Origin of the sequence: Microbispora sp. ATCC PTA-5024 (genome assembly GCF_000511135.2) — a bacterium.
Classification (GTDB): domain Bacteria; phylum Actinomycetota; class Actinomycetes; order Streptosporangiales; family Streptosporangiaceae; genus Microbispora; species Microbispora corallina.
Map to the genome: position 1 here is coordinate 1,476,233 of NZ_KI866522.1, position 22,976 is coordinate 1,499,208.

20 protein-coding genes are annotated in these 22,976 nt (G+C 71.6%); 6 read left to right on the forward strand and 14 right to left on the reverse strand.

What is annotated here, in order from left to right:
• Positions 1–256 precede the first annotated feature (256 nt).
• Complete coding sequence (locus MPTA5024_RS06615; protein ID WP_084369461.1) at positions 257–2,044, forward strand: ricin-type beta-trefoil lectin domain protein; 1,788 nt, start codon at positions 257–259, stop codon at positions 2,042–2,044.
• Positions 2,045–2,172: 128 nt separating this feature from the next.
• Here the strand turns inward: MPTA5024_RS06615 and MPTA5024_RS06620 are convergent, their stop codons facing one another.
• Both MPTA5024_RS06620 and MPTA5024_RS06625 read right to left on the reverse strand, forming a co-directional pair.
• The gene (locus tag MPTA5024_RS06620) at positions 2,173–3,633 is read right to left on the reverse strand and encodes an RICIN domain-containing protein (protein WP_036320785.1); all 1,461 of its coding nucleotides are present in this window, start codon (positions 3,631–3,633) and stop codon (positions 2,173–2,175) included.
• Between the two features lie 555 nt (positions 3,634–4,188).
• A complete protein-coding gene (locus MPTA5024_RS06625) occupies positions 4,189–5,127 on the reverse strand; it encodes an amidohydrolase family protein (RefSeq protein WP_232326248.1) in 939 nt (312 codons plus the stop codon).
• Between the two features lie 166 nt (positions 5,128–5,293).
• Between MPTA5024_RS06625 and MPTA5024_RS06630 the strand changes: the two genes are divergently transcribed.
• Both MPTA5024_RS06630 and MPTA5024_RS06635 read left to right on the forward strand, forming a co-directional pair.
• The gene (locus MPTA5024_RS06630) at positions 5,294–6,586 is read left to right on the forward strand and encodes an enolase C-terminal domain-like protein (RefSeq protein WP_036320791.1); all 1,293 of its coding nucleotides are present in this window, start codon (positions 5,294–5,296) and stop codon (positions 6,584–6,586) included.
• Position 6,587: 1 nt separating this feature from the next.
• Positions 6,588–7,292, forward strand: coding sequence for a FadR/GntR family transcriptional regulator (locus tag MPTA5024_RS06635; RefSeq protein WP_036320793.1), 705 nt, complete (start codon positions 6,588–6,590; stop codon positions 7,290–7,292).
• 53 nt (positions 7,293–7,345) lie between these two features.
• Here the strand turns inward: MPTA5024_RS06635 and MPTA5024_RS06640 are convergent, their stop codons facing one another.
• From MPTA5024_RS06640 to MPTA5024_RS06675, 8 genes are all read right to left on the reverse strand, one after another.
• Positions 7,346–8,302, reverse strand: coding sequence for a PDR/VanB family oxidoreductase (locus MPTA5024_RS06640; RefSeq protein WP_036320795.1), 957 nt, complete (start codon positions 8,300–8,302; stop codon positions 7,346–7,348).
• Positions 8,303–8,338: 36 nt separating this feature from the next.
• Positions 8,339–8,560, reverse strand: a complete 222-nt coding sequence (locus MPTA5024_RS06645; RefSeq protein ID WP_036320796.1) for a hypothetical protein — start codon at positions 8,558–8,560, stop codon at positions 8,339–8,341.
• On the reverse strand, positions 8,557–9,624 hold the full coding sequence (locus tag MPTA5024_RS06650; RefSeq protein ID WP_198166976.1) for an aromatic ring-hydroxylating dioxygenase subunit alpha: 1,068 nt from the start codon (positions 9,622–9,624) through the stop codon (positions 8,557–8,559). Before MPTA5024_RS06650 ends, MPTA5024_RS06645 begins: the two co-directional genes overlap by 4 nt.
• 2 nt (positions 9,625–9,626) lie before the next feature.
• Positions 9,627–11,198, reverse strand: coding sequence for an acyl-CoA synthetase (locus tag MPTA5024_RS06655; protein WP_051457773.1), 1,572 nt, complete (start codon positions 11,196–11,198; stop codon positions 9,627–9,629).
• A gap of 59 nt (positions 11,199–11,257) precedes the next feature.
• Positions 11,258–12,616 carry an MFS transporter gene (locus tag MPTA5024_RS06660; protein WP_051457774.1) on the reverse strand — a complete coding sequence of 453 codons (1,359 nt, stop codon included), beginning with the start codon at positions 12,614–12,616 and terminating at the stop codon, positions 11,258–11,260.
• Positions 12,617–12,726: 110 nt separating this feature from the next.
• Positions 12,727–13,185, reverse strand: a complete 459-nt coding sequence (locus MPTA5024_RS06665) for a MaoC family dehydratase (protein WP_036320798.1) — start codon at positions 13,183–13,185, stop codon at positions 12,727–12,729.
• The gene (locus MPTA5024_RS06670; protein WP_036320799.1) at positions 13,182–14,075 is read right to left on the reverse strand and encodes an amidohydrolase family protein; all 894 of its coding nucleotides are present in this window, start codon (positions 14,073–14,075) and stop codon (positions 13,182–13,184) included. Before MPTA5024_RS06670 ends, MPTA5024_RS06665 begins: the two co-directional genes overlap by 4 nt.
• Position 14,076: 1 nt before the next feature.
• Positions 14,077–14,988 (reverse strand): SDR family oxidoreductase, encoded by a 912-nt coding sequence (locus MPTA5024_RS06675; protein WP_036320802.1) that lies wholly within the window; start codon positions 14,986–14,988, stop codon positions 14,077–14,079.
• Positions 14,989–15,093: 105 nt separating this feature from the next.
• On the opposite strand from MPTA5024_RS06675, the gene MPTA5024_RS06680 reads away from it, so the two are divergent.
• The gene (locus MPTA5024_RS06680; protein WP_036320804.1) at positions 15,094–15,927 is read left to right on the forward strand and encodes a PaaX family transcriptional regulator; all 834 of its coding nucleotides are present in this window, start codon (positions 15,094–15,096) and stop codon (positions 15,925–15,927) included.
• A gap of 94 nt (positions 15,928–16,021) precedes the next feature.
• Here MPTA5024_RS06680 and MPTA5024_RS06685 read toward each other — a convergent pair whose 3' ends face one another.
• Positions 16,022–17,374 carry an extracellular catalytic domain type 1 short-chain-length polyhydroxyalkanoate depolymerase gene (locus MPTA5024_RS06685; protein ID WP_036320807.1) on the reverse strand — a complete coding sequence of 451 codons (1,353 nt, stop codon included), beginning with the start codon at positions 17,372–17,374 and terminating at the stop codon, positions 16,022–16,024.
• A gap of 257 nt (positions 17,375–17,631) precedes the next feature.
• Between MPTA5024_RS06685 and MPTA5024_RS06690 the strand changes: the two genes are divergently transcribed.
• On the forward strand, positions 17,632–18,093 hold the full coding sequence (locus tag MPTA5024_RS06690) for a MarR family winged helix-turn-helix transcriptional regulator (protein ID WP_063794629.1): 462 nt from the start codon (positions 17,632–17,634) through the stop codon (positions 18,091–18,093).
• Positions 18,094–18,118: 25 nt separating this feature from the next.
• On the opposite strand, the gene MPTA5024_RS06695 is transcribed toward MPTA5024_RS06690, so the two are convergent.
• The 3 genes from MPTA5024_RS06695 to MPTA5024_RS06705 are packed head-to-tail and all read right to left on the reverse strand — an operon-like array spanning position 18,119 to position 21,815.
• Positions 18,119–19,171 carry an ABC transporter permease gene (locus tag MPTA5024_RS06695; protein WP_036320809.1) on the reverse strand — a complete coding sequence of 351 codons (1,053 nt, stop codon included), beginning with the start codon at positions 19,169–19,171 and terminating at the stop codon, positions 18,119–18,121.
• Positions 19,164–20,717 carry a sugar ABC transporter ATP-binding protein gene (locus MPTA5024_RS06700; RefSeq protein WP_157099312.1) on the reverse strand — a complete coding sequence of 518 codons (1,554 nt, stop codon included), beginning with the start codon at positions 20,715–20,717 and terminating at the stop codon, positions 19,164–19,166. Before MPTA5024_RS06700 ends, MPTA5024_RS06695 begins: the two co-directional genes overlap by 8 nt.
• 12 nt (positions 20,718–20,729) lie before the next feature.
• Positions 20,730–21,815 (reverse strand): sugar ABC transporter substrate-binding protein, encoded by a 1,086-nt coding sequence (locus MPTA5024_RS06705; protein WP_036320814.1) that lies wholly within the window; start codon positions 21,813–21,815, stop codon positions 20,730–20,732.
• Between the two features lie 293 nt (positions 21,816–22,108).
• Here MPTA5024_RS06705 and MPTA5024_RS06710 point away from each other — a divergent pair, with 293 nt between their 5' ends.
• On the forward strand, positions 22,109–22,843 hold the full coding sequence (locus MPTA5024_RS06710) for a FadR/GntR family transcriptional regulator (protein WP_051457775.1): 735 nt from the start codon (positions 22,109–22,111) through the stop codon (positions 22,841–22,843).
• The last annotated feature ends 133 nt before the right edge of the window (positions 22,844–22,976 follow it).

The window sequence follows — 22,976 nt, forward strand, 5'->3', positions numbered from 1 at the left end:
GTCCGGCGGACCGTGCGCGCGCACCTCGCCCCGCCTCGGGACGATCGCGCCGGGCTGAGGAAGCCGGGCCTCCGCTGAGGGCCCCGCCCCGAACACCGCGCCCGGGCCGCGGCCCTCCGGCACCCGCCCACCCCCGCAGGTCCCCCCGTGCCCGGCACCGGTCACGCCGCCGCCCGCCGAGGCGGCGCCACATGCCCCAGGACGGACCTCCGGCCCGTCCTGCGATCCCCCCACCCACCAGTGCAAGGAGTCACCAGTGGACGTCACACCCATGAGACGGCGCAGGCGCCGGCGCGTCCTGGCCGCCCTGCTGTCCGCGTGCGCGCTGGCCGCCGCGTCCGTCGTCGCGGCCGGGCCGGCGCAGGCCGCCGACCAGTCCATCAGCGTCAACTTCTCGGTCGCGGGCGCCGCCCCGACCTACCGGGCGTCCGGGTGGATCTACGGCATGACCGAGAACGCCGCCAACCCCCCCGACCACTTCTTCACGGACGTGAAGTACCGGTACATGCGCGCCGGCGGCGCCCAGCTCGACAGCCCCGGCGGATGGGTGTCGGGCAAGTACGACCGCAGGTGGAACGCCACCCGCGCCCAGCTCCTGCGCACCCGCTCACTGGGCGGCCAGTTCGTCCTGCTGGTCCACGACCTGTGGGGCGCCGACGGCTACCCGATCTCCCGCTTCCCCGGCGACAACGGCGACTGGACCGACTACGACAACTTCCTCACCCGCCTCATCAACGACGTGCAGGCGAGCGGCGCCCCGGTGATGTGGGACATCTGGAACGAGCCCAACATCACCCTGTTCTGGAACCGCCCGCAGTCGCAGTACTTCGAGATGTGGCGCCGCGCCTACCAGCGCATCCGGTCCGCCTTCCCCTCCCATCTGATCGTGGGCCCCAGCCTCGCGGGCGTGCCCTCGACCAGCGGCTGGTGGACCCAGTACCTCGACTACGTCAAGGCCAACAACGTGGTCCCCGACATCGTCAGCTGGCACTCCCTGCCGGGCGACCCGGTGAGCAACGTCGCCACCGCCAACACCACCCTCGACTCGCGCGGGATCGCGCACCCCCGGCCGTACCAGATCAACGAGTACGGGGCGTCCAACGAGCAGAACCCGGCCGACGGCGCGTGGTACATCGCCCGGCTGGAGCGGGCCGGCGCCGACGGCCTGCGGGCCAACTGGGCCAGCGGGGGCAACCTGCACAACGACCTGGCCAGCCTTCTCCTCCACGACTCGTCGGGCAACTACCAGCCCAAGGGCGAGTGGTGGGTCTACCGCTTCTACGGCTCCCAGACCGGGCAGATCGCCTCGGTCACCCCCAGCTCCAACTACGACGCGTTCGCCACCAAGGCGACCGGGAACGCCAAGGTCCTCGTCGGCGGCGGCACCACGACCGGCAACGTCGCCGTCAACCTGCAGCGACTGGACACCACCAGCGGCGTCGTGCAGAACAACCAGGTCCGCGTGCTCGTCGAGCGCATCCCCTACAACAACGGCGGTGCCGTCCAGGGACCGGTCACCGTCCAGGACACGACCGTGACCCTGTCCGGCAACGCCACGACCGTCAACCTGCCGCACACCGCGATCGACGACACCTTCACCATCACCGTCCTGCCCCCCTCGGGAGGCACTCCTTCACCGACCCCCACCCCCTCGGCGTCGACGTCGCCCCTGCGCAACGTCAACGCGAACCGGTGCCTGGACGTCCCGAACGCGAGCACGACCAACGGCCTCCAGCTCCAGCTGTGGGACTGCAACGGCGGCGCCAACCAGCAGTGGACGTACACCTCTTCGAAGCAGCTCCAGGTGTACGGGAGCAAGTGCCTGGACGCCAACGGGCAGGGAACCGCGAACGGCACCCAGGTGATCATCTGGGACTGCAACGGGCAGGCCAACCAGCAGTGGAACGTCAACGCCGACGGCACCGTCACCGGCGTGCAGTCGGGCAAGTGCATGGAGGCGAGCAACTTCGGCACCGCCAACGGCACGAAGGTGCAGCTGTGGTCCTGCACCGGGACGACCAGCCAGAAGTGGACCCGGAGCTGACCGGCGACCCGTGAGGGGCGGGTTCCGCCCTGATCCGCGGCGCCGGCTGGACGCGCACCACGCGTCCAGCCGGCGTCGCGGGCGTGACACCCCCGCCGCCGGCCACGCGGCGGCGCGGAGGAGTCGTGTCAGCCTGCCGCGACGATCTTCCACTGCTGGTTCGTGCTGCCGCTGTCGCCGTACTGGCCGAGACCCGAGCCGCCGCCGGTACGGCCCATGCCGTCCAGATAGAGGCCGGTGGCGCGGTTCCTGATCCGCACGTTGTTGGCGCTGGTCACGACCGACCACTGCTGGTTCGCGCTGCCGCTGTCGGCGTACTGGCCCACGGCGGAGCCGTTGGCCGTACGGCCCATGCCGTCGAGATAGAGGCCGGTGGCGCGGTTCTTGATGCGGACGTAGGTGCCCGAGGTCTCGACGATCCACTGCTCGTTCTGGCTGGTGGTGTCGCCCGCCTGTGCGGCGGCCGACCCGTTGGCGGTGCCGCCCCCGCCGTCGACGTACAGGCCGGTGCTCGCGTTGCGGATCCGCACGTAGGTGCCGCCCCCGTTGCCCACGCCCCAGGCGTACTGCAGCCGGGTCACCCCTGAGGGGTTCACCGTCGAGAGACTGATGCCGGCGCCGCTGCCGCTCTTCCTGGTCAGGCTGTACCAGTCGTTGTCGCGCAGGCCGGGCCAGTAGACGCCGCCCATGCCGAGGCTGCGCAGCTTGCCGCTGATCCCGCGGATGTAGTCGGCGAAGTACGACCCGCTCGGCACGCTGTAGTCGATGGCGTCCCACTGGATGTCGTACTTGCTGCCGGGGCCCATCGGCCCGCCCCACTCGGTGGCGACGGTCCGGTCGGCGTACGCACCGACGAATCCGCCGAGGTGGTTCGCCCACGTGGTCTCGTCGTCGTAGGGCGGGGTGACGAACATCGTGTAGTCGTGCACGGCGAGCAGCGTGCCGTTCAGACGACTGTCGCCGCCGACCGCTGCGACGTTCGTGGCGAGGCCGGCGCCGTCGAGGATCACCCTGTCACGCGGAATGCTCGGATACCTCGCCAGCCAGGCGTTGTACATGTTGTTGAGGTCGGCGGCGCCGTAGCCGTACGGCTCGTTGATGACCTCGAAGTAGGCGTTCGGGTTGCTCCCGTACTTCGCGACGACCTTGTCCCACATCTGGTAGAACGCGGTCATGTTGCCCGGCTTGCCGCCGCTGTACGCCCAGTAGGCGAGCATGACCTTGCCCTTGCCGAGCGCGGTGTCGATGGCCCCGGTGTACGTCCCCCAGTAACCGGAGACGGTCGGCTCGTTGACGGGCATCCGCACGGTGTTGGCCCCGGTGATCGAGTACAGCTGCCCGACCACCCTGTCCGCGACGGTGGCCGCCGAGGAGTAGGTGTCGGACGGGCCGAGCCCGGACACGTAGAGCACGCCGTTGACGAAGTTGTCCCTCGCGTCGGCCCAGTTGACGCCCCTGAACTGACTCGTGGACGCGTGGGCCGGACTCGAGGCGACGGCCGGGAGACTCGCGGTGAGCGCGACCACCGCCAGCAGGCTGAACAGGGGCGACAGGCGCCTGCGACGTGCCACGTGACCAGGCGGACTCATGGGCTCATCCCTTCTGCGCCGCCGCTCCGGCGTGCCGGGGCCACCCGTGGGAGGAACAGGTGACAGCGGCTGAGCGACGATGACGACACGGGTCCTCGCCAGGGGTGTTAGCGCTCACATCTCTCGGACCCGACGCCGGACAGCCGAAGAGGAGGGAGATCACCTCTGGGAGGTATAGGTACCAATTACCTGTGGACCGCGACGGCCCGTCAAGACAGAAGTTTCGGATTCATCACACCGGGCTCCGCGTCCTGTGCGGACGCTCCGGCTCGGACCCGACGGCCGCAGCCGCGGGGGTCCGCCCTTTGCGGTCGCCCCGCGTGCCGCTCGGATCGCATACCTCCTGCTGACGATGGCAGGGGCGGCGGGAGGCGGCTGTCCGCTCTCCCCGGGGACCACCTCGTGAGGACGTCCGGCCGCTCCGCACGATCACGCGGAGGCGGCGGCGAGCGAGATGTAAGTTTCACACTCATTCGAGACGCGGCCGGGAGTGCTGGCACCGCGGATGCCGGTGCCGCCCCGGCCCGGGAACCCGTCCGGCGGGCCTGCGAGCCCTCACACCTCCAGCCGGTACACCCGTTCCGCGGTGCCGCCGAAGACCGCGTCCCGCTCGGCCGAGGTCAGGCCGGCGTCCGTGAGGAGCTCCCCCGCGGTCTCGGCCCAGGCGGGCAGTGAGCCGGCCAGCAGGCAGACCGGCCAGTCGGAGCCGAACATCAGGCGCCCGGGCCCGAACGCCTCGAGCGCGACCGCCACGTACGGCCGCAGCGCCGCCGCGTCCCACCGGTCCCAGACGGCTTCGGTGATCAGGCCGGAGAGCTTGGCCGTCACGTTCGGCTCCGCCGCGAGCTCGCGGACCAGCCCGGCCCAGGGTTCGAGCTCGCCGGTCGCGACGGGCGGCTTGGCCAGGTGGTCGAGGACGAAGCTCAGCTCGGGCACGGCCCGCACGGTCTCGATCGCGGCGGGCAGCTGGTGGGGCAGCACGAGCAGGTCGTAGACGAGGCCGGCGGCCGCCACCCGCCGCAGCCCCGCGCGGACGTCGTCGCGGGCGAGCCACCGGGGGTCGGCCTCGCCCTGGACCAGGTGGCGGACGCCGCGCAGCAGGTGCCCGCCGGGCGAGGCGGCCAGCGCGGCGAGCTCGCCGTCGAGGCCGGTGCGGGTCAGGTCGGCCCAGCCGACGACCCCGGCGACGGTCGCCGACCGGGCCGCCAGCGCGAGGAACTCCCGCGTCTCCTCCGCGTCGGGCAGGACCTGGACGAGCACGGAGGCGCCGATGTCCGCCTCGCCCGCGGCGGCGGAGTAGTCGGAGAGGGCGAAGTCGCGGCGGATGGGCGCCATCTCGGCCGGATCGAGCCAGGGCTGCGGACGCCGGGACAGGTCCCACAGGTGATGGTGCGCGTCGATGCGGGTCACGGTGCGTCGTGGGCCTCTCGTGCCAGGTGCCGGAGCGGTGCCGGTGGCCGCGGCCGGCCGGACCAGGTCGTCGTGTCGCGTCACGGTCGCCTCCCCCGCATGGTCGCCGTACAGGTGTGCCGTGCCCGAGCCTGGCAGATTCATCGGGTTGAAGTAAAGCCGTCGGAGCGAAATGTCCCCTCATGCTTGACCTCTGCCGCAGGTCACCCTACTGTTCAGTCAATATTCATCGGATCAATTGGAGCCCTCCATGCCGACGATCACCTCGGTGGACGTGATCGACATCAGGTTCCCGACCTCCGCCACGCGTGACGGCTCGGACGCGATGAACCCTGACGGCGACTACTCGGCCGCGTACGTCGTGCTGGAGACCGGCGACGACGACCTGGCGGGGTACGGCCTGACGTTCACGATCGGGCGCGGCAACGACCTGTGCGTGGCGGCCGCCCGGCAGATCGGGGCGCGTCTCGCCGGCCGGGACGTGGACGAGCTCGCCGCGGACCTCGGCGGCCTCTACCGGGAGATCATGTCCGACAGCCAGATGCGCTGGCTGGGCCCGGAGAAGGGCGTGGTGCACCTGGCCGCGGCGGCCGTGCTGAACGCCGCCTGGGACCTGGCCGCCCGCAGGGCGGGCAAGCCGCTGTGGCGCCTCGTCGCGGACATGTCGCCGGAGGACCTCGTCGCGGCGTGCGACTTCCGCTATCTGTCCGAGGCGCTCACGCCCGCCGAGGCGGTCGACATGCTCGCGCGGCTCGCTCCGACGCGCGAGGAGCGCGTCGCGGTGCTGGCGGAGTACGGCTACCCCGCGTACACGACCTCACCCGGCTGGCTGGGGTACGACGACGACACGCTGCGCCGGCTGTGTCGGGAGGCGGTCGCCGACGGCTGGACGCACGTCAAGCTCAAGGTCGGCGCCGACGTCGAGGACGACATGCGGCGGCTGGCGATCGCGCGCGAGGAGATCGGCGACCGGACGCTGATGATCGACGCCAACCAGGTGTGGGACGTGCCGGAGGCGATCGCGTGGGTCAACCGCCTGGCGCCGTACGAGCCGCTGTGGATCGAGGAGCCGACGAGCCCCGACGACGTGCTGGGCCACGCCGCCATCCGTAAGGCGGTGGCCCCCGTCGGGGTGGCCACCGGGGAGCACTGCCACAACAGGGTGATGTTCAAGCAGCTCCTGCAGGCGGGGGCGATCGACTTCTGCCAGGTCGACTCCTGCCGGCTGGCGTCGGTCAACGAGATCGTCCCGGTCCTGCTGATGGCGGCCAAGTTCGGCGTCCCGGTGTGCCCCCACGCCGGCGGCGTGGGCCTGTGCGAACTGGTGCAGCACGTGTCGGTCATCGACTACGTCTGCGTGAGCGGCAGCCTGGAGGGACGCGTGCTGGAGTACGTCGACCACCTCCACGAGCACTTCACCGACCCCGTACGGGTGGAGCGCGGCCGCTACCGCCTGCCCGAGGCCCCCGGGTACGGCGCGCGCATGCACGCCGGCTCCGTCGACGGCTACCGCTACCCTGATGGCCTGCGATGGGGAGGCTGACGTGGGCGTCATCGAGAGCGCGGTCGACACGATCAAGCAGATGATCATCGACGGGGAGCTGCGCCCGGGTCAGAAGCTCCCCGTCGAGAAGGACCTGGCCGAGCAGCTCGGCGTCGCCCGCAACACCCTGCGCGAGGCCGTGCGCGCGCTGATCGCCATGCGGGTCCTGCAGACCAGGCAGGGCGACGGCACGTACGTCACCAGCCTCTCCCCCGGGCTGCTGCTCGACGGCATGAGCTTCGTCGCCGACCTCCATCAGGACGCCGGAGCCGGGGAGTTCCTGCACGTGCGCAGGATCCTGGAGCCGGAGGCGACGGCGCTGGCGGCCGCCCGCATCCCCGACGCCGACCTGGCCGTCCTGGGCGACCTGCTCGACGAGGCCGAGCGGCTGGCCGCGGACAGCGCGGTCGACCACGGCAAGCTGGTCGCCCTCGACCAGGACTTCCACTCGCTGATCGTCTCCCACTGCGGCAACGCGGTGCTCGCCGCCGTCATCCAGAACATGTCCGGCCGGACCGTACGGGCCCGGATCTGGCGCGGCATGACCGATCCGGAGGCCGTGCAGCGCACGTTGCGCGAGCACCGGGCCGTGTACCGGGCCCTGCGGGCGCGGGACGCGGAACGGGCCCGCCTGCACGCCGCCCTGCACGTCCTCGGGGTCGAGGAGAGCCTGTCGCCGCCGTCGGAGGACGCCGGCGGCGAGTGACCGCGCCGCCCGGGGAGACCGGCGACAGCGGGAGCGGCGGCGGCCCGAGCGCCTCAGAGTTCGAGGACGAGACGCGGAGACCGGGCGCGGGACACGCAGATGAACATCACGTCGCCGGCCGCGCGCTCCTGCTCCGTCAGCAGGACGTCGCGGTGGTCGGGGACGCCGTCGAGCACCGTCGTCTCGCAGGTGCCGCAGGTCCCCTCGCGGCAGGAGGAGAGCACCGCGACCCCCGCCTCCTCGACCACGTCCAGGATCGAGCGGTCCTCCGGCACGGTCAGCGTCGTGCCGGTCAGCGCCAGTTCCACCTCGAACGCCGCCGCGGGCTCGCCGCCGTTCCGGGGCGCGGGCGTGAAGCGCTCGACGCGCAGCGCGCCCTCCGGCCAGGAGGCGCACCGTTCTTCCACGGCCGCCAGCAACGGCCCGGGTCCGCAGCAGTAGACGAGCGTCTCCGGACGCGGCACGCCGAGCAGCGCCTCCAGGTCGAGGAGGCCCGCCTCGTCCTGCGGGCGGAGCCCGACCCTGCCCGGATGGTCGCGGACGAGCCGGTCGGCGAAGGCCATCGAGGCCCGCGTGCGGCCGCCGTACGCCAGCCGCCAGTCCGCGCCGCGACGGGCGGCCTCCTCGACCATGGGGAGGATCGGGGTGATGCCGATGCCGCCGGCGACGAACAGGTAGCGGGGTGAGGCGGCGAGGGCGAAGTGGTTGCGGGGACCCCGCACCCGTACCGTGTCCCCCTCGGCGAGCCGGTCGTGCACGTACGCGGAGCCTCCGCGCCCGCCGGGCTCCCGGAGCACCGCCACGTGGAAGGCGAAGGCGTCCCGGGGGTCGCCGCACAGCGAGTACTGCCTGACCAGGCCGGGCGCGAGCAGCAGGTCGACGTGCGCGCCGGGCGCCCAGGCGGGCAGCGGGCCCCCGCCGGGACGGACGAGGCGCACGAGGACGACCCCGTCGGCGATCGGCGCCTTGCCCGCCACCTTCAGGTCGAGCTCCGGTTCCGCGGGGCACATGCTCGTCGTGCTCTCTTTCCTGGTCGGCGCCCCCTTTCACACGAGCGCGGCGGCGGGGGCCGGGGCGCCGGACTCCGGCGCCGGGCGCGGGCCGTGGCCCTCGGGATGGCCGAGCAGCCAGTCCCACAGGGCCACCGGGTCCTCGAACTCCTCCTCCGCGCCGCAGAAGCACACGGCGCGCAGGTCGTCGGTGCCCGGCGCCCAGTGGATGCGGTAGACGGCGCGTCCGCCGGCCGTACCGGGATCGCCGGTCGTCACGGGGCGGCGCTTCGCGGCCGTGCGGCGCTCTCGCCGGCCATCCGGGCGAGGATGCGCCGGGCGGCCAGGCCGCCGGTGTCGATGTTCACCGACAGCTCCTGGTAGTGCTCGCCTTCGCCGGCGAGGACCTTCTCCAGCGTGTCGAGCGCGGCCACGTCCTGTAGCACGACCGCGCGGTTGCTCTCCCGCAGGAAGTCGGAGACCCCCTCGTCGTCCAGCGCGAAGTCCCGGGCCACCGCCCAGAAGTCGTAGGTGCTGCCCTCCGTCGACGGAGTGATCGCGTAGACCACCTCGACGTGGAAGGCGTGCCGGTCGGCGCCGTCGGCGGCCGGCGGGGGCGACCCGACCGGCGCGACCCGGCTGTGCAGCAGGTACAGGCACGGCGGGTGGTACTCGATGTCCTGCCAGCGGGTGATGCGGCCCCTGATCCCCGTCGACTCGGCGTAGAACGGCGGGCAGGCCGCGTCGTCCATGTGCCGGCTGACGTGGACGACGCCCGCCTCCTCGTCGACCTCCGTGGTGATCGGCGTCTCCGCCACCTCAGGGGTGCCGATGTACCCGCCGTGCAGGTACGTCTCGTGCGACAGGTCCAGGAGGTTGTCGACGAGCAGGCCGTACCGCGCGTTCAGCGGCTCCATCCCGCACACCGTCGTGTATCCGGGTGCGGTCAGCCAGGGGGCGCGTGGGGGCGTGGTGTCGCCCGGCTCCCGGTCGCCGATCCACACCCAGACGAACGAGTCCTGCTCCACCACGGGATAGCTCCGCAGCCGGGCGGTGCGCGGGACGCGCCGCTGCGCGGGCACGGCGACGCAGACGCCGTCCGGTCCGTAGGTGAAGCCGTGGTAGCCGCACACCACCTGGTCGCCGACGAGGTGGCTGGGCGCCTCGGACAGCGGGAAGCGGCGGTGGACGCACCGGTCGGCCATCGCGACGGCCCGCCCGTCCTCCGTCCGGTACAGGAGGATCGGCTCGCCGAGGATCGTGCGGCCGAGCTGCCGTCGGCCGACCTCGTGTCCGTAGGCGGCCACGTACCACTGGTCGCGCGCAAAACCTGTGACGATCACGATCACTCCTCCGGGGTGACGGACTCGGTGACCGGCCCGGTGAGCGGCCCGGCGACCGGCAGGGGCCGGCCGCGCAGGTCCGATTTGCGGATCTTGCCGGAGCCGGTCCTCGGCAGGGCGCCGACGATGTCGACGTAGACCGGGATCTTGTACTTCGCGAGCCGCGAGCGGAGGAAGTCCCGCAGGCCGGCCGCGGTCGGGGCGGCTCCCTCGCGGGGGACGACGAAGGCCCGGCCGACCTCGCCCCACTTCTGGTCGGGCACCCCCACCACGGCGACCTCCGCCACGGCCGGATGCTCGAAGAGCACGCCCTCGACCTCCGCGGGGTAGACGTTCTCCCCGCCCGAGATGTACATGTCCTTCACGCGGTCGACGATGTAGAGATGTCCCTCGTCGTCCACCGTGGCGATGTCGCCGGAGCGGAACCAGCCGCCCTCGGCCGTCGCGGCGGCGGTCGCCTCCGGGTCGCGCCAGTAGCCGGGGGTGACGTTCGGCCCCTGGATCAGCACCTCACCCGGCTCGCCGGAAGTCACGGGGGTGAGGTCGGGCCGGACGACGCGCACGTTGGCGAAGAACACCGGCACCCCGGCCGAGCCCACCTTGCGCACGCTCTCCCCCGCCTCAAGGAAGGTCGCGCCCGGCGAGGTCTCGGTCAGCCCGTAGCCCTGGCAGAAGACCAGGCCCCGCTCCTGGTAGGTGCGGATGAGAAGGACAGGGACGGCCGCTCCGCCGGACATCAGGGTGCGCAGCGAGGACAGGTCGGCTCCGGCCCACCGCGGCGACCGGGCGAACGCCGCGAACATCGCGGTGACCCCGAACATCCAGGTGACGTGGTGCTTCTCGATGAGGTCGTAGCAGAGGTCGACGTCCCAGGACGGCATGATCACCGAGCTGGCGCCCTTGAGGAAGGTCGGCAGCAGCGTCTGGTTCAGCGCCGCGACGTGGAAGAGCGGCGCGCTGATCAGCGTCACCTCGGTGCTCGTCACGTCGACGCCGATCATGACGTTGACGCAGTTCCACACCAGGTTGGCGTGGCTGAGCATGGCGCCCTTGGGGCGCCCGGTGGTGCCGGAGGTGTACAGGATGAGGGCGACGTCGTCCTGCGACACGGGGACGTCGATCGGCGTGGGGTCCCCCTGCGACAGCCAGCTTTCGAACTCCGGCTCCCCCGGCGCGGGCGAGTGCAGGGCCACTACCCAGCGCAGGCCCGGCAGGGCGGGCAGCCCGCGCACGACCGCGGCGCACTCCGGGGCGTAGACGAGGACGGAGGCGCCCGAGTCCTCCAGCATGTAGGCGATCTCGGGAGCCGCCAGCCGGAAGTTCAGCGGGACGAAGATCGCGCCGAGCACGTGCGTCGCGAACATGGTCTCGGCGAAGGCGACGTGGTTCGGGCCGAGGTAGGCGACCCGGTCCCCGCCCCGCACCCCGGCCTCGCGCAGCCGGGACGCGAGCCTCGTCGTCCGCTCGTGCACCTGCGCGTAGCTGATCGACCGATCCGCGAAGACGAACGCGGTGCGGTTCGGGCTCATCTGGGCCCGGCGGGCGGGCCAGCCGCCCAGTCCGGCGTTCCGCATCGGTGGCAACCCCTGCGTCGGAGGGAAAGAGTCTGGGACAGGTGCGGCGGGCGACGGCGTCAGATGGAGGACGGCTTCGCCGCGCCGGTCACGTCGCCGGAGCCCGGCACCGGCACGGCGACCGCGGTCAGGTCCTGGCGGCTGGTCTCGCGCAGGGCCAGCACGCAGACCACGGTAAGCAGGCAGCAGCCGGCGATGATCGTGGAGATCGTCGTGGTGCCGCCGCCCCCGGACGAGGCGTCGAGCTGGGCGAACAGCAGCGGGGCCAGACCGGCGCCGAGCCCGGCGATCTGGTAGCCGAGCGAGGCTCCGGTGTAGCGGCTCCCGGTGGCGAACAGTTCGGTGTACAGCGCCGCCAGAGGGCCGTACATCAACGGGTGCAGCACCGCCTGGCCCAGCACGAGCGCGACGGTGAGCACGGCCGTGCTGCCGCTGTTCACCATCGGGAACAGGACGAAGGCGAAGACCGCCATCAGCAGCGCGCCCGCCAGGACGACGGGACGACGGCCGACCCGGTCCGACAGCGCCGACCATCCCACGATGCCCAGGACGGCCAGCGCGGACGACAGCGTGAGGCCGTTCAGCACGGCCTGCCGGGGGAAGCCGGTCCGCACGCCGTACGCGATGAGATAGGTGGTCAGGGTTCCCTGGGCCACGAAGGCGGCCAGCCCGACGCCCACCCCCAGAAGCAGCGTCCTCGGGTGGTTGCGGAGCACGTCGAGCAGGGGGGCCTTCTGACGGGAGACCTCCTCCCTGGCGGCCTCGAAGACCGGCGTCTCCTCCACCCGCAGCCGGACGAACAGGCCGATCGCCAGCAGGACGACGCTGATCAGGAACGGCACCCGCCAGCCCCAGCTCAGGAACGCCTGCTCGCCGAGGACCGCGCCGGTGCCGGTGAGGGCCGCGGTGGACAGCACCATCCCGAACGGGGCCCCGGCGTTGGTGAAGCTCGCCCACAGGCCGCGGCGGCTGGTGGCGTGCTCGGCCGACATCAGCACGGCGCCGCCCCACTCGCCGCCGACGGCGACGCCCTGCAGGATCCGGAGCAGGACGAGCGCGACGGGTGCGAGGGCGCCGATCTGCCCGTACGTCGGGAGCAGGCCGATCAGGAAGCTGGCGACACCCATGAGGGTCATGGTCAGCACCAGCATCCGCTTGCGGCCGAGGCGGTCGCCGAAGTGGCCGAAGAGCACGCCGCCCAGCGGCCGGGCGAGGTAGCCGGTGGCGAAGGTGCCGAAGCTGGCGACGGTCGCCGTGAGCGAGTCGAGCGAGGAGAAGAAGACCTTGTTGAAGACGACGGCCGAGGCCGTGGCGTACAGCAGGAAGTCGTAGTACTCGATGACGCTGCCCAGGAAGCTGGAGGTCACCGCTCGTCGGAGCTGAATGCGGCCGGGGGGTGTGACGGACAGGTTCGGCATGACCGAGCTCCTCGTCAGGGGAGCGAGCCGGAAACTCGCGTGCTTGTCCGGAGGTTAGGCAGTTTCGTTACGGACGTCAACAGTGTGCCGAATATGCGTGGCGGCTCGCGTCAGGCGTAGTGGCGGTAGATCGCCCGCGCGACGCAGGCGGGCTTGGCGGAGCCGTCGACCTCGACGGTGAAGTCGAGCAGCATCTGGACGCCGTCGCCCGGGACGTCCTCCACCGACACCACGGACGCCGCGAGCCGGATCTTGCCGCCGACCCTGACCGGACTGGGGAAGCGGACCCTCTCCAGACCGTAGTTGACGCTCATCGTCACCCCCCTGATGTCGAGCACGTCGGTGAACAGCGGGATGAGCAGCGACAGCGTCAGGTAGCCGTGCGCGATCGGGCCGCCGAACGGGCCGTCCTTCGCCCGTTCGGGATCGACGTGGATCCACTGGCGGTCGCCGGTGGCGTCGGCGAAGGTGTTCACCCTGTCCTGGGTGATCTCCAGCCATCCGCTGTGGCCGAGGTCGGCGCCGGCGAGCGCCCTGATCTCGCCGAGACCGTGCACCGTCGTGGTCATGTACGAGCCGTCCTCTCCTCCGTGGCCAGCCCGAGCAGGCGTACTGCGTTGTCCTTGAGAATCCTGGGACGGACCTCCGGCTTGATGTCGAGCCCGTCGAAGTCCGAGAGCCAGCGGTCCGGCGTCATCACCGGGTAGTCGGACCCGAAGAGCACCTTGTCCTTGAGCAGCGTGTTCGCGTACCGCACGAGCTGCGGGGGGAAGTACTTCGGCGACCATCCGGACAGGTCGATGTAGACGTGCGGCTTGTGGACGGCGACCGCCAGCGCCTCGTCCTGCCACGGGAACGACGGATGGGCCAGGACGATCCGCAGGCCGGGGAAGTCCACGGCGACGTCGTCCACGAGCATCGGGTTGGAGTACTTCAGCCGGATCCCTCCCCCGCCCGGGAGCCCCGCGCCGATGCCGGTCTGCCCCGTGTGGAACAGGGCGACCGCGCCCAGTTCCTCGATCGCCTCGTAGAGGGGGTAGGCCATCCGGTCGTCGGGCGCGAAGCCCTGGATGCTCGGATGGAACTTGAAGCCGCGCACGCCGTACTCCTCGGCGAGCCGCCGCGCCTCGCGGACGCCGGCCCGCCCCTTCCACGGATCGACGCTGCCGAACGGGATCAGCACGTCCGCGTGCTCGGCGCAGCTCTCGGCGACCTCCTCGTTGGAGATGCGGGGATGCCCGGTGGCGTGCTCCGCGTCGACCGTGAACACCACCGCCGCCATGCTCCGCTCCCGGTAGTAGGCGGCGATCTCGGGGATGGTCGGCCGCGGATGCTCCTTGAAGTACTTCTCGGAGGCGCCGAACAGGTCCGCGCTCAGTGAGGCGTGCCCGGCGGCCGACACCTCCGCGTGCGTGTGCACGTCGATCGCGACCAGGGCGCCGACGTCGGTGAGCGGCATGTCAGCGCTCCGGGATCCTGGGCGCGGGCACGCCGTACGTCTCGGGCTCGGCGCCGGGCCCCGTCCGCCAGGAGGCGGCGATGGCGTCGGCCGACCAGCCGCCGTCGGCGTACCCGACGGCCTTCTCGCGGGGGTGCGCCCAGAGCGCGAGCCGGTCTCCGCCGATCCCGATGGCCTGTCCCGTGACGTCCGCGGCGGCGTCCGACGCGAGGAAGACGACGAGCGGGGCGACGTCCTCGGTCGTGCCCAGCCCCTCCCCCTTGCGCAGCCACTCGGGGAACCGCCCGCCGGACCGCTCGGCCTCCTCGATGGCCGGGCCCAGGCCGGGGACGGTCCTGGTCATCTCCGTGGCCGCCACCGGGACGACGGCGTTCACCGTGATGTTCGCCCTGGCCAGCTCCATCGCCCAGGTCCTGGCCATCGCGACGATGCCCGCCTTGGCCGCGGCGTAGTTGGTCTGGCCGAAGTTCCCCCGCTGCCCCGCCGGCGACGAGACGAGGATGAGGCGGCCGCCGGTCCCCTGCTCGCGCATCCGGACCGCGGCCGCGCGGGCGCAGGTGAACGTCCCGCGCAGGTGGACGTCGATCACCGCGTCGAAGTCCTCGTCGGACATCTTCCACAGGACCCGATCGCGCAGGATGCCCGCGTTCGTCACCATGACGTCGAGCCGGCCGAACTCCTTGACGGCCGCGGCGACCAGCCGGTCGGCGACCTCGGCGGAGCCCACCGGGGCGGCCACGGTCGCGGCCCTCCCGCCCCGTGCGGCGATCCCCTCGGCGACCTCCGCGGCCGAGCCGCCGTCCACGTCGTTCACGACCACCGCCGCGCCGGCCGCGGCCAGGGCCTCGGCGTACGCCCGGCCGAGACCGCGGCCCGCGCCCGTCACGACGGCCACCTTGCCTGAAAGATCCATGTACGTCGCCTCTCGGCCGGGGAGTGCTCCATTGTCGAATCTATGGCAGATATGTGACTGTCGTCAAAGTTTTGCATGATATCGAGAACCGTCTACCCTGCTGCTGTGACCCTCGCCGGTGAAGACGACCAGACGGCGCAGTCCCCGCGCCCGCAGTCCCTGATGTTCAGCTTCCTCGGCATCTACGTGCTGCACCGGCGCACCGCCGTCTACTCGGGGAGCGTCATCGACGTGTTCGCCCGCCTCGGCGTGTCGGAGGAGGCCGTGCGGTCGACGCTCGCGCGCATGGTGAAACGCACCCTGCTGACCCGCTACCGGCGGGGGAGGAAGGTGTACTTCGGGCTCACCGCGCACGCCGCCGACGTGCTCGAGGACGGGCGCCGGCGGGTGTGGGAGACCGGCGCGGTGAACCGCGACTGGAACGGCACCTGGACCGTCGTCGGGTTCTCGCTGCCGGACAGCCGGCGCAGCACGCGGCACGACCTGCGCTCCCGGCTCATCTGGAACGGCTTCGGCCTCCTGCAGAGCGGCCTGTGGATAGCGCCGGGCACCAAGGACGTCACCGGCATCCTCGCCTCCCTGGATCTGGGCGACCACGTCACCGTGCTGACCGCGAGCGCGTTCAAACCGACCGAGGCGGCCGACCTCGTGCGGAAGGCCTTCGACATCGAGCAGATCGCCCGGCGCTACCGGTCGTTCCTCGCCCAGTGGGACGTCCCCCGGCCGCTGCCGGAGGCACCCGACGACCTCACGCGGCAGCTTCTGCTGCACACCGACTGGCTGCAGCTCGTCCGCCAGGATCCCCACCTGCCGGCCGAGCAGCTGCCCGAAGACTGGCCGGCCATCCGGGCCGAGCAGGTCTTCCACACCCTCGCCCGGGATTACGAGCAGCCCGCCGCGAAGCTCGCCGCCGCCGTCCTGGACGAGCTGGACCTGTGACGGCGGACGACGCCGGGCGAGGCCCCCGCCGGTGACGCAGACCCGAGGTGGGCCTGCGCCACATGGGCGGGGATCGGTGCGGGCAGGGCTCCGGCTACGCCGTGGCGCAGGCCGAGCCGTTCAGGGTGAAGCGGGTGGGAGCGGGGTTGCTCCCGCTGTAGGCGGCCTGGAAGCCGAAGCTGGTGCTGCCTCCGGCGGGGATGGCGGCGTTGTACGACATGTTCCGCGCGGTCACCTGGGCGCCCGACTGGGTCACGGCGGCGTTCCAGGAGTTGCTGATCTGCTGGTTGCCCGGCCACGTCCACGTGACGGTCCAGCCGTTGACGGCGGCGGCGCCGGTGTTCGCGACGACGACGTTCGCCGTGAAGCCGTTGTTCCAGGAGTTGGCCGTGTAGGTGACCCTGCACGAGGCGCCGGACGGCGTGGGGCTCGGCGACGGCGAAGGCGACGGTGACGGTGAGGGTGAAGGAGACGGGGAGGGAGAAGGAGAGGGAGACGGGGAGGGCGTCGGGCTCGGGCTCGGGTTGCTCCCCGTCAGCCCGAAGAACTGGATGGCGTAGGCGGCCATGCCGGCGGCCGGGAGGCTGTGCCCGGCGCCCTGGATGGTGTACGCCTCGACCCGGACGGTGCCCGAGGAGTCGGCGTAGCGGCGGCGGCTCCAGCCGGACTGCGGCGTGTCGGTGGACGTGGGGGTCTGGCTCAGGCCGTTGACGTTCGTCCACTGCTTGATCTCCTCCTCCAGCTCGGAGTAGGCGACCACGGTGTCGTTGGTGCCGTGCCACAGCTGCATGCGCGGCCACGGTCCCCGGTAACTCGGGTTGGCGTTGCGGACGACGTCGCCCCACTGCTGCGCCGTCTTGCCGACGCAGGGCGCGGAGTTGCCGCCCGGCTGGTAGGCCGCCTCGTTGGGGAAGCACGTGAACGGAACCCCCATGAACGCCGCGCCCGCCTTGAAGACCTCGGGGTACAGGGCGAGCATGGCGTTGGTCATCATGGCGCCGGAGGAGCTGCCGGTCGCGAACACCCGGTTCGGGTCGCCGTGGTACTGCTGCTCGACGTAGGTCACCATGGACATCAGCGACACCGGGTCGGTCTGGCCGCCGCGCACCTTCGACGCGTCCGACCAGTTGTCGAAGCAGTTCGACTTCTTCGAGGCGGACGGGTAGATCACGATGAACCCGTACCGGTCGGCCAGCGAGGCGAACTCGCTGGACGAGTAGAACTGGGGCCCCGAACCTCCGCAGGGATGCATGGCCAGCACGATGGCCGGATTCTGCTGCGCGCCGTTCGGCACGTACACGTACATGCGCAGGTTGCCGGGATTGGCCCCGAAACCGGTCACCTCGGTCAGCGTGGCCGCGGTGGCGGGGTGCGCGAACACCAGGGCCGCGGCGACGATCAGCACCGCCGTGCAGGCGCCGCCCAGCGCGGTGAGCAATCGCTTCATCCGCTCCTCCTCTTTCCGGATCGCGGCGGCTCTCTCTTCGCCTGGCGGGGGTCGGGGGACGCCGCCGTCTCGCGAATCCATGACGTGTGCCGGTATAGGAGCGGCCTCAGCAGGGGGTCAAGGCGCCGCCGGAGGGGGCGCGGCGAGCCGATCGGGACAGGGCGCGTTTCCGCTGCATATCAAGCTACTTGTTATCAATCTGCTTGAGAGCAAGCGCGAAACTTACATTCGCGCCGCCGCACGATATCGTTCGTCCGGTGAGCCCCCGCCGTACCCGCCGGACCGCCGAGGCCCCCTCCGAACCGCGCCTGAGCTATCTCGTGTTCCGGCTGGAGCGCCGCGTCCGGGCGCGTCTGGACGACGCCCTCGCCGGGCACGGCGTCACCACGACGGAGTACATGGCGCTCAGCGAGCTGCGCACGCGCGACGGGCTGTCGTCGGCGGAGCTCGCCCGCATCGCCTTCGTCACGCCGCAGGCGATGAACCTCGTCATCCGCGACCTCGAGCGGCGCGGGCTGATCCGCCGCGACCCGCACCCGGACGGCGGCCGGGTCCTGTGCGCCAGCCTCACCGACTCCGGGCTGTCGGTGCTGCGGCGGTGCGACGACTCCCTCGACGCGATCGAGAAGATCATGCTCGCGACCGTGGACGACACGGTGCGCGCGGCTATGCGGGAGGGTCTCACCCTCTGCGCGCGGGCCCTGCGGCCCGGCGACTGAAGACCCTCCCCGCCACGCCGGCCGGTCACTCCTGCGTCGTGCCGCCGGTCAGCCGGGACAGCGCGAGCGCCGTCAGGATGATCCCCCCGTTGAGCGCCTCGATCCACTGGGCCGGGACGCCCGCGAGGGTGAGGACGTTCTGGATCATGTAGAGCAGCAGGATGCCGGTGAACGCGCCGAACACCGTGCCCTTGCCTCCGTTGAGGCTCACCCCGCCGATGACGGCCGCGGCGAACACCGTGAAGATGGCACCGCTGCCCTGGGAGGCGGCGACGGACGCCAGCCGGCCCGCGAGCAGGAGGCCGCCGAGCGCCGCCAGCAGGCTCGCGGAGATCAGCGTGATCCACAGCACCCGGTCGGTCCGGATGCCGGCCGCCTTGGCCGCGTCGACGTTCCCGCCGATCGCGTACAGCGAACGGCCGAACCCGGTGAACCCCATCAGCACGACGCCGGCCGCGAACAGCAGCAGGCAGATCCAGATGGACGCGGGCACCCCGAGCCACATGGTGGAGCCGAGGTAGGTCATCGACGACGGCAGGTTGAAGAACGTCTGCCCGCCGGAGATGCCCGTGAGGAGGCCGCGCAGGACGATCAGCATGCCCAGGGTGACGATGAAGCCGTTGAGCCCGAACCGGACGATGAACAGGGCGTTCACCGCCCCGGCGAGCACGCCCACGGCGAGGGTGATCGGGATCGCCCAGGCTCCGGACAGCAGCCCCAGCCCGTGCCCGGTCCCCGCCGCCACCGTCACCCAGGCGGCCACCCCGGGCGCGAGCCCGAAGGTCGACTCCAGCGACAGGTCCATCCTGCCGGCGACCAGCACGAGCGTCTGCGCCAGGACGAGCAGCGAGATCTCCGACATCGTCTGCAGGATGTTGATCACGTTGTCGCCCTGCAGGAAGATCGGGTTGACGATCTGCCCGACTATGGCGATCACGACGATCGCGGGCACCAGGGCGAAGTCCCGCAGCCGCGCCAGGCGGAGCCGGGTGCTCCGTCTCCCCGATCCCGCGCCCGCCTGCCCGGGCGCGCCCGGCGGGCGTTCCGTCCCGGCGGGGGCGGCGGTGGTCTCAGGCATCGAGGTCGACTCCTTCCATTGCGGCCACCATCTCGTGGTCGTGCCAGCCGGCGGCCAGTTCCGCGACCACGCGGCCGTGGAACATCACGAGCACCCGGTCGCACAGCCGCAGATCGTCGAGTTCGTCCGACGCGATCACCACGCCGGTCCCGTTCCCCGCGGTCTCCTCGACCTTGCCGAGCAGGAACTCCTTGGACCGGACGTCGACCCCGGCGGTCGGGGTGATCAGCACGAGCAGGCGGGGGTCGTTCGCCAGAGCCCGGGCCATCACCACCTTCTGCTGGTTGCCGCCGGACAGTCCGGTGACGGGCAGGTCGGGGCCCGGGGTCTTGATGGCCAGATTCGCGATCATGTCGCGGGCCAGCTCGTCCCTGCGCCGGTTGCTGACGAACCCCGCCGGGCCAAGCCGCTCGGGGACGGTCATGGTGGCGTTGTCGGCGATCGACATCAGCGGGACGAGCCCCTGGTGGTGGCGGTCGCGGGGGACGAACCCCACCCCCGCGGCCAGCGACTCGGGCACGCTTCCGGCCCGGGGGCGGCGCCCGGCGACCTCCAGCGTCCCCGCGCGCGGGGCGCGCAGCCCCACGAGCGTCTCGGCCAGCTCGGTCTTCCCGCTGCCGCCAAGGCCGGCCAGCCCGACGATCTCCCCCGCGCGGACCCGGAGGTCCACGTCGTGGTAGACGTCGCCGTCACCCAGCCCGCCGGCGTCGAGGACGACGGGGGCGTCCGCCGGGACGGGCGTGCGCACCCGCCGCTCCCGCAGCCCCGCGGCCTCGCCGGTCATCGCGGCCACGAGATCCCCCTGCGAGAGCTCCGCGACCGGCGCGGTGAGGATGTGCCGGGCGTCGCGGAAGACCGTGACCCGGTCGCAGATCTCATGGATCTCCTGCAGGTGGTGGCTGATGAACAGGAACGTCACCCCCTGCTCCCGCATGGCCCGCATCCGCTCGAACAGCCGGGCGATCGCCGCCCCGTCGAGCTGGGCGGTGGGCTCGTCCAGGATGATGAACCTCGCGCCGAACGACAGCGCCCGGGCGATCTCCACGAACTGCCGCTGCTCCACGCCGAGCTCGCCGGCGGGCAGGCGGACGTCCACGTCCACCGACCAGGCCTCCAGGAGCTCGGCGGCCTTGCGCCACACGCTGCGCCAGCTGACCAGGCCGAGCCGGTTGCGGTCGTGCCGGTGCAGGTAGAGGTTCTCGGCCACGGTCAGCTCGGGGATGATCGTGGACTTCTGGTAGACGCAGGCGACGCGCCGGCGCCAGGCGTCGCGGTCCGACAGCCGGGGAGCCGGGGCCCCGGCGAAGCGGACCTGCCCGTCGTCGGGCGCCTGCAGCCCGGTCAGGATGGCGACGAGGGTGGACTTGCCCGCCCCGTTGCGGCCGACGAGGGCGTGCGTCTCCCCCGGCTCGATCGCGATGTGCGCGCCGTCCAGCGCCACCGTCTCGCCGTACTTCTTGGTGATGCGCTCCGCCTCCGCGACCGGCCGGCCCATGTCGGCCGGCCGGTCGGCGGGAGCGGAGGGAGGGCTCGCGGACTCGCCCATCGCCACGTCCCCTCAGTTCAGGTTGTTGCCCCACAGCGACTTGTCGTCGTATTTGAGGCTGGGGATGCCGCCGTACGTGCCGCCGTCGGCCGTGACGAGCGGAGCGGAGAGCTGGTCCTCCAGGAGCCCGGGGCGCACCTGCACGATCGTGCTGTCGTGGTCGGTCTTCCCGGCCTGGAACGTCTTGCCGTCGATCGCGTCCTTGGCGTACGACAGCGCCCACTTGGCGTACAGGTCCGCCGGCTGGGAGACGGTCGCGTCGATGTTCCCGGCCGCGATGTCCTTGAGCTCCTGCGGGATGCCGTCGTTGGAGACCACGAAGACGTGCTTGGCGTCGTCCGGCGGGACCAGCAGGTTGCGCTGCTTGAGCACCTGCAGCGTGCCGGCGAGGGCGAAGCTCGACTCCATGTAGACGCCCTTGACGTCCGGGTTCGCCGTGAGGACCGTGGACAGCTTCTGCGCGGCCACCGCGCCGTCCCAGTTCGCGGCCTCGCCGAAGACCTTGATCCCGGGGTAGTTCTGCTTCATGCAGTCGTTGAACGCCTCGGTGCGGTCGCGGCCGTTGATGGACGCCAGGTCGCCCTGCAGCATGACCACCTTGCCCTTGCCCTTGAGCTTGTCGCCCAGGAACTGGCAGGCCTTCTCCCCGTACGCCCGGTTGTCGGCGCGCACGACCATGAAGGCGTTCCCCGTGTCGGGCCGGGTGTCCACCAGGACGGCGGGGATCTTCCGGCCTTCGAGCTGCTGCAGCGTGGGGGCCACGGCCGCGGTGTCCTGCGGGGCCATCACCACGGCGCGCACGCCCTGCCCCACCAGGCTCTGCACGTTGGCGGTGAGCTTGGAGATGTCGTTCTGCGAGTTGGTGGTCTTCAGCTCCGTCCCCAGCTCGCCGCCGAACTGCGGGACGTACCTGATGTAGGAGTTCCAGAAGTCGGTGTCCGACCGCGGATAGTCGACGCCGATGACCGGCTTCGCCGCGGCGCCCGCTGTGGCGCCTCCGCCGTCGGCGGCCGAGCCGCCGCTGTTCCCGCCGCACGCCGCCGCCAGGAACCCCGACACCACCACAATCGCGGCGACCGCGAACCGTCTGTGTTTCAACGTATCTCCTTGTGGATCACTGCGACTGCGGAAGCGTCACCCTTGACAGGACATGGGATGTCTTTCTATGACCAAACCCCGGTCGATGTCCAGACTTCGTGCGGGCCGGAATTCTGAAATTCCAGGATGTTAAGGATTAACATGCCGCCTGGGCTGTATCCGGGGGAACCGGCACCGGTACGACGGGATGGGTATACATCACATGTCTGTCGCCCCACGCTCCTCGCCGTCGAAGGGCCGCGCGCGGCGGAGGGCGGTGTGCGCTTCCCGTCCACGCGTACGAAGATGCAGGTATGTCTCTCACCGAGCAGGCGATCGTGCGCATCAGGCAGCTCATCAAGGACGGCACGCTTCCGCCGGGGGCGCGGCTGCCTCCGGAGCAGGATCTGGCCGCCGAGCTCGGCCTGTCCCGCAACCTGCTCCGGGAGGCCGTCCGCTCCCTGGTCACCACCCGCGTGCTGGAGGTGCGCCGCGGTGACGGCACCTACGTCACCAGCCTCAAGCCCGAGCTGCTGCTGGAAGGCGTGGGACTGGCCGTCGAGATGATGCGCGGCGACGACCTGCTGGAGATCACCGAGGTCCGGCGCCTGTTCGAACCGGTTGCCACCGCGCTGGCGGCCACCCGCATCACCCCCGGCCAGCTCGCCGAGCTCGAACGCCACCTCGACGCCATGATCACCGCTCAGGACGACGTGGAGGCGCTCAACCATCACGACGACGCCTTCCACCGCGCCGTGTTCGAGGCGACCGGCAACACCTCGCTGTGCGCGCTGCTCGGCGGCATCGCCAGCCGGACCCTGCGGGCCCGCGTGTGGCGCGGCCTGGTCGAGGAGAACGCCGCCGGCCGCACCATCGCCGAGCACGCCGCCATCTACCAGGCCCTCGCCCACCGTGACGCCGCCCTCGCCCAGGCCACGGCACTCGTGCACGTCAGCACCACCGAGACCTGGCTGCGCGACAATCTCGGCCGCACCCCGTCCGGAACCCCTTCCGAGGAACCGCCGCACGAGCCGACGCGCATCCGATGAGAGCGCTGACATCCCATCTCTGAGGTGCGGCGATGGGATGACGTCACCGGCTCGCGGCCGGGAGAACACGCACTCCTGGATCACCCGCCGCCTCCACAGCCGAAAAGAGCGGGGGTTCCGTGTCCGTTCAGCC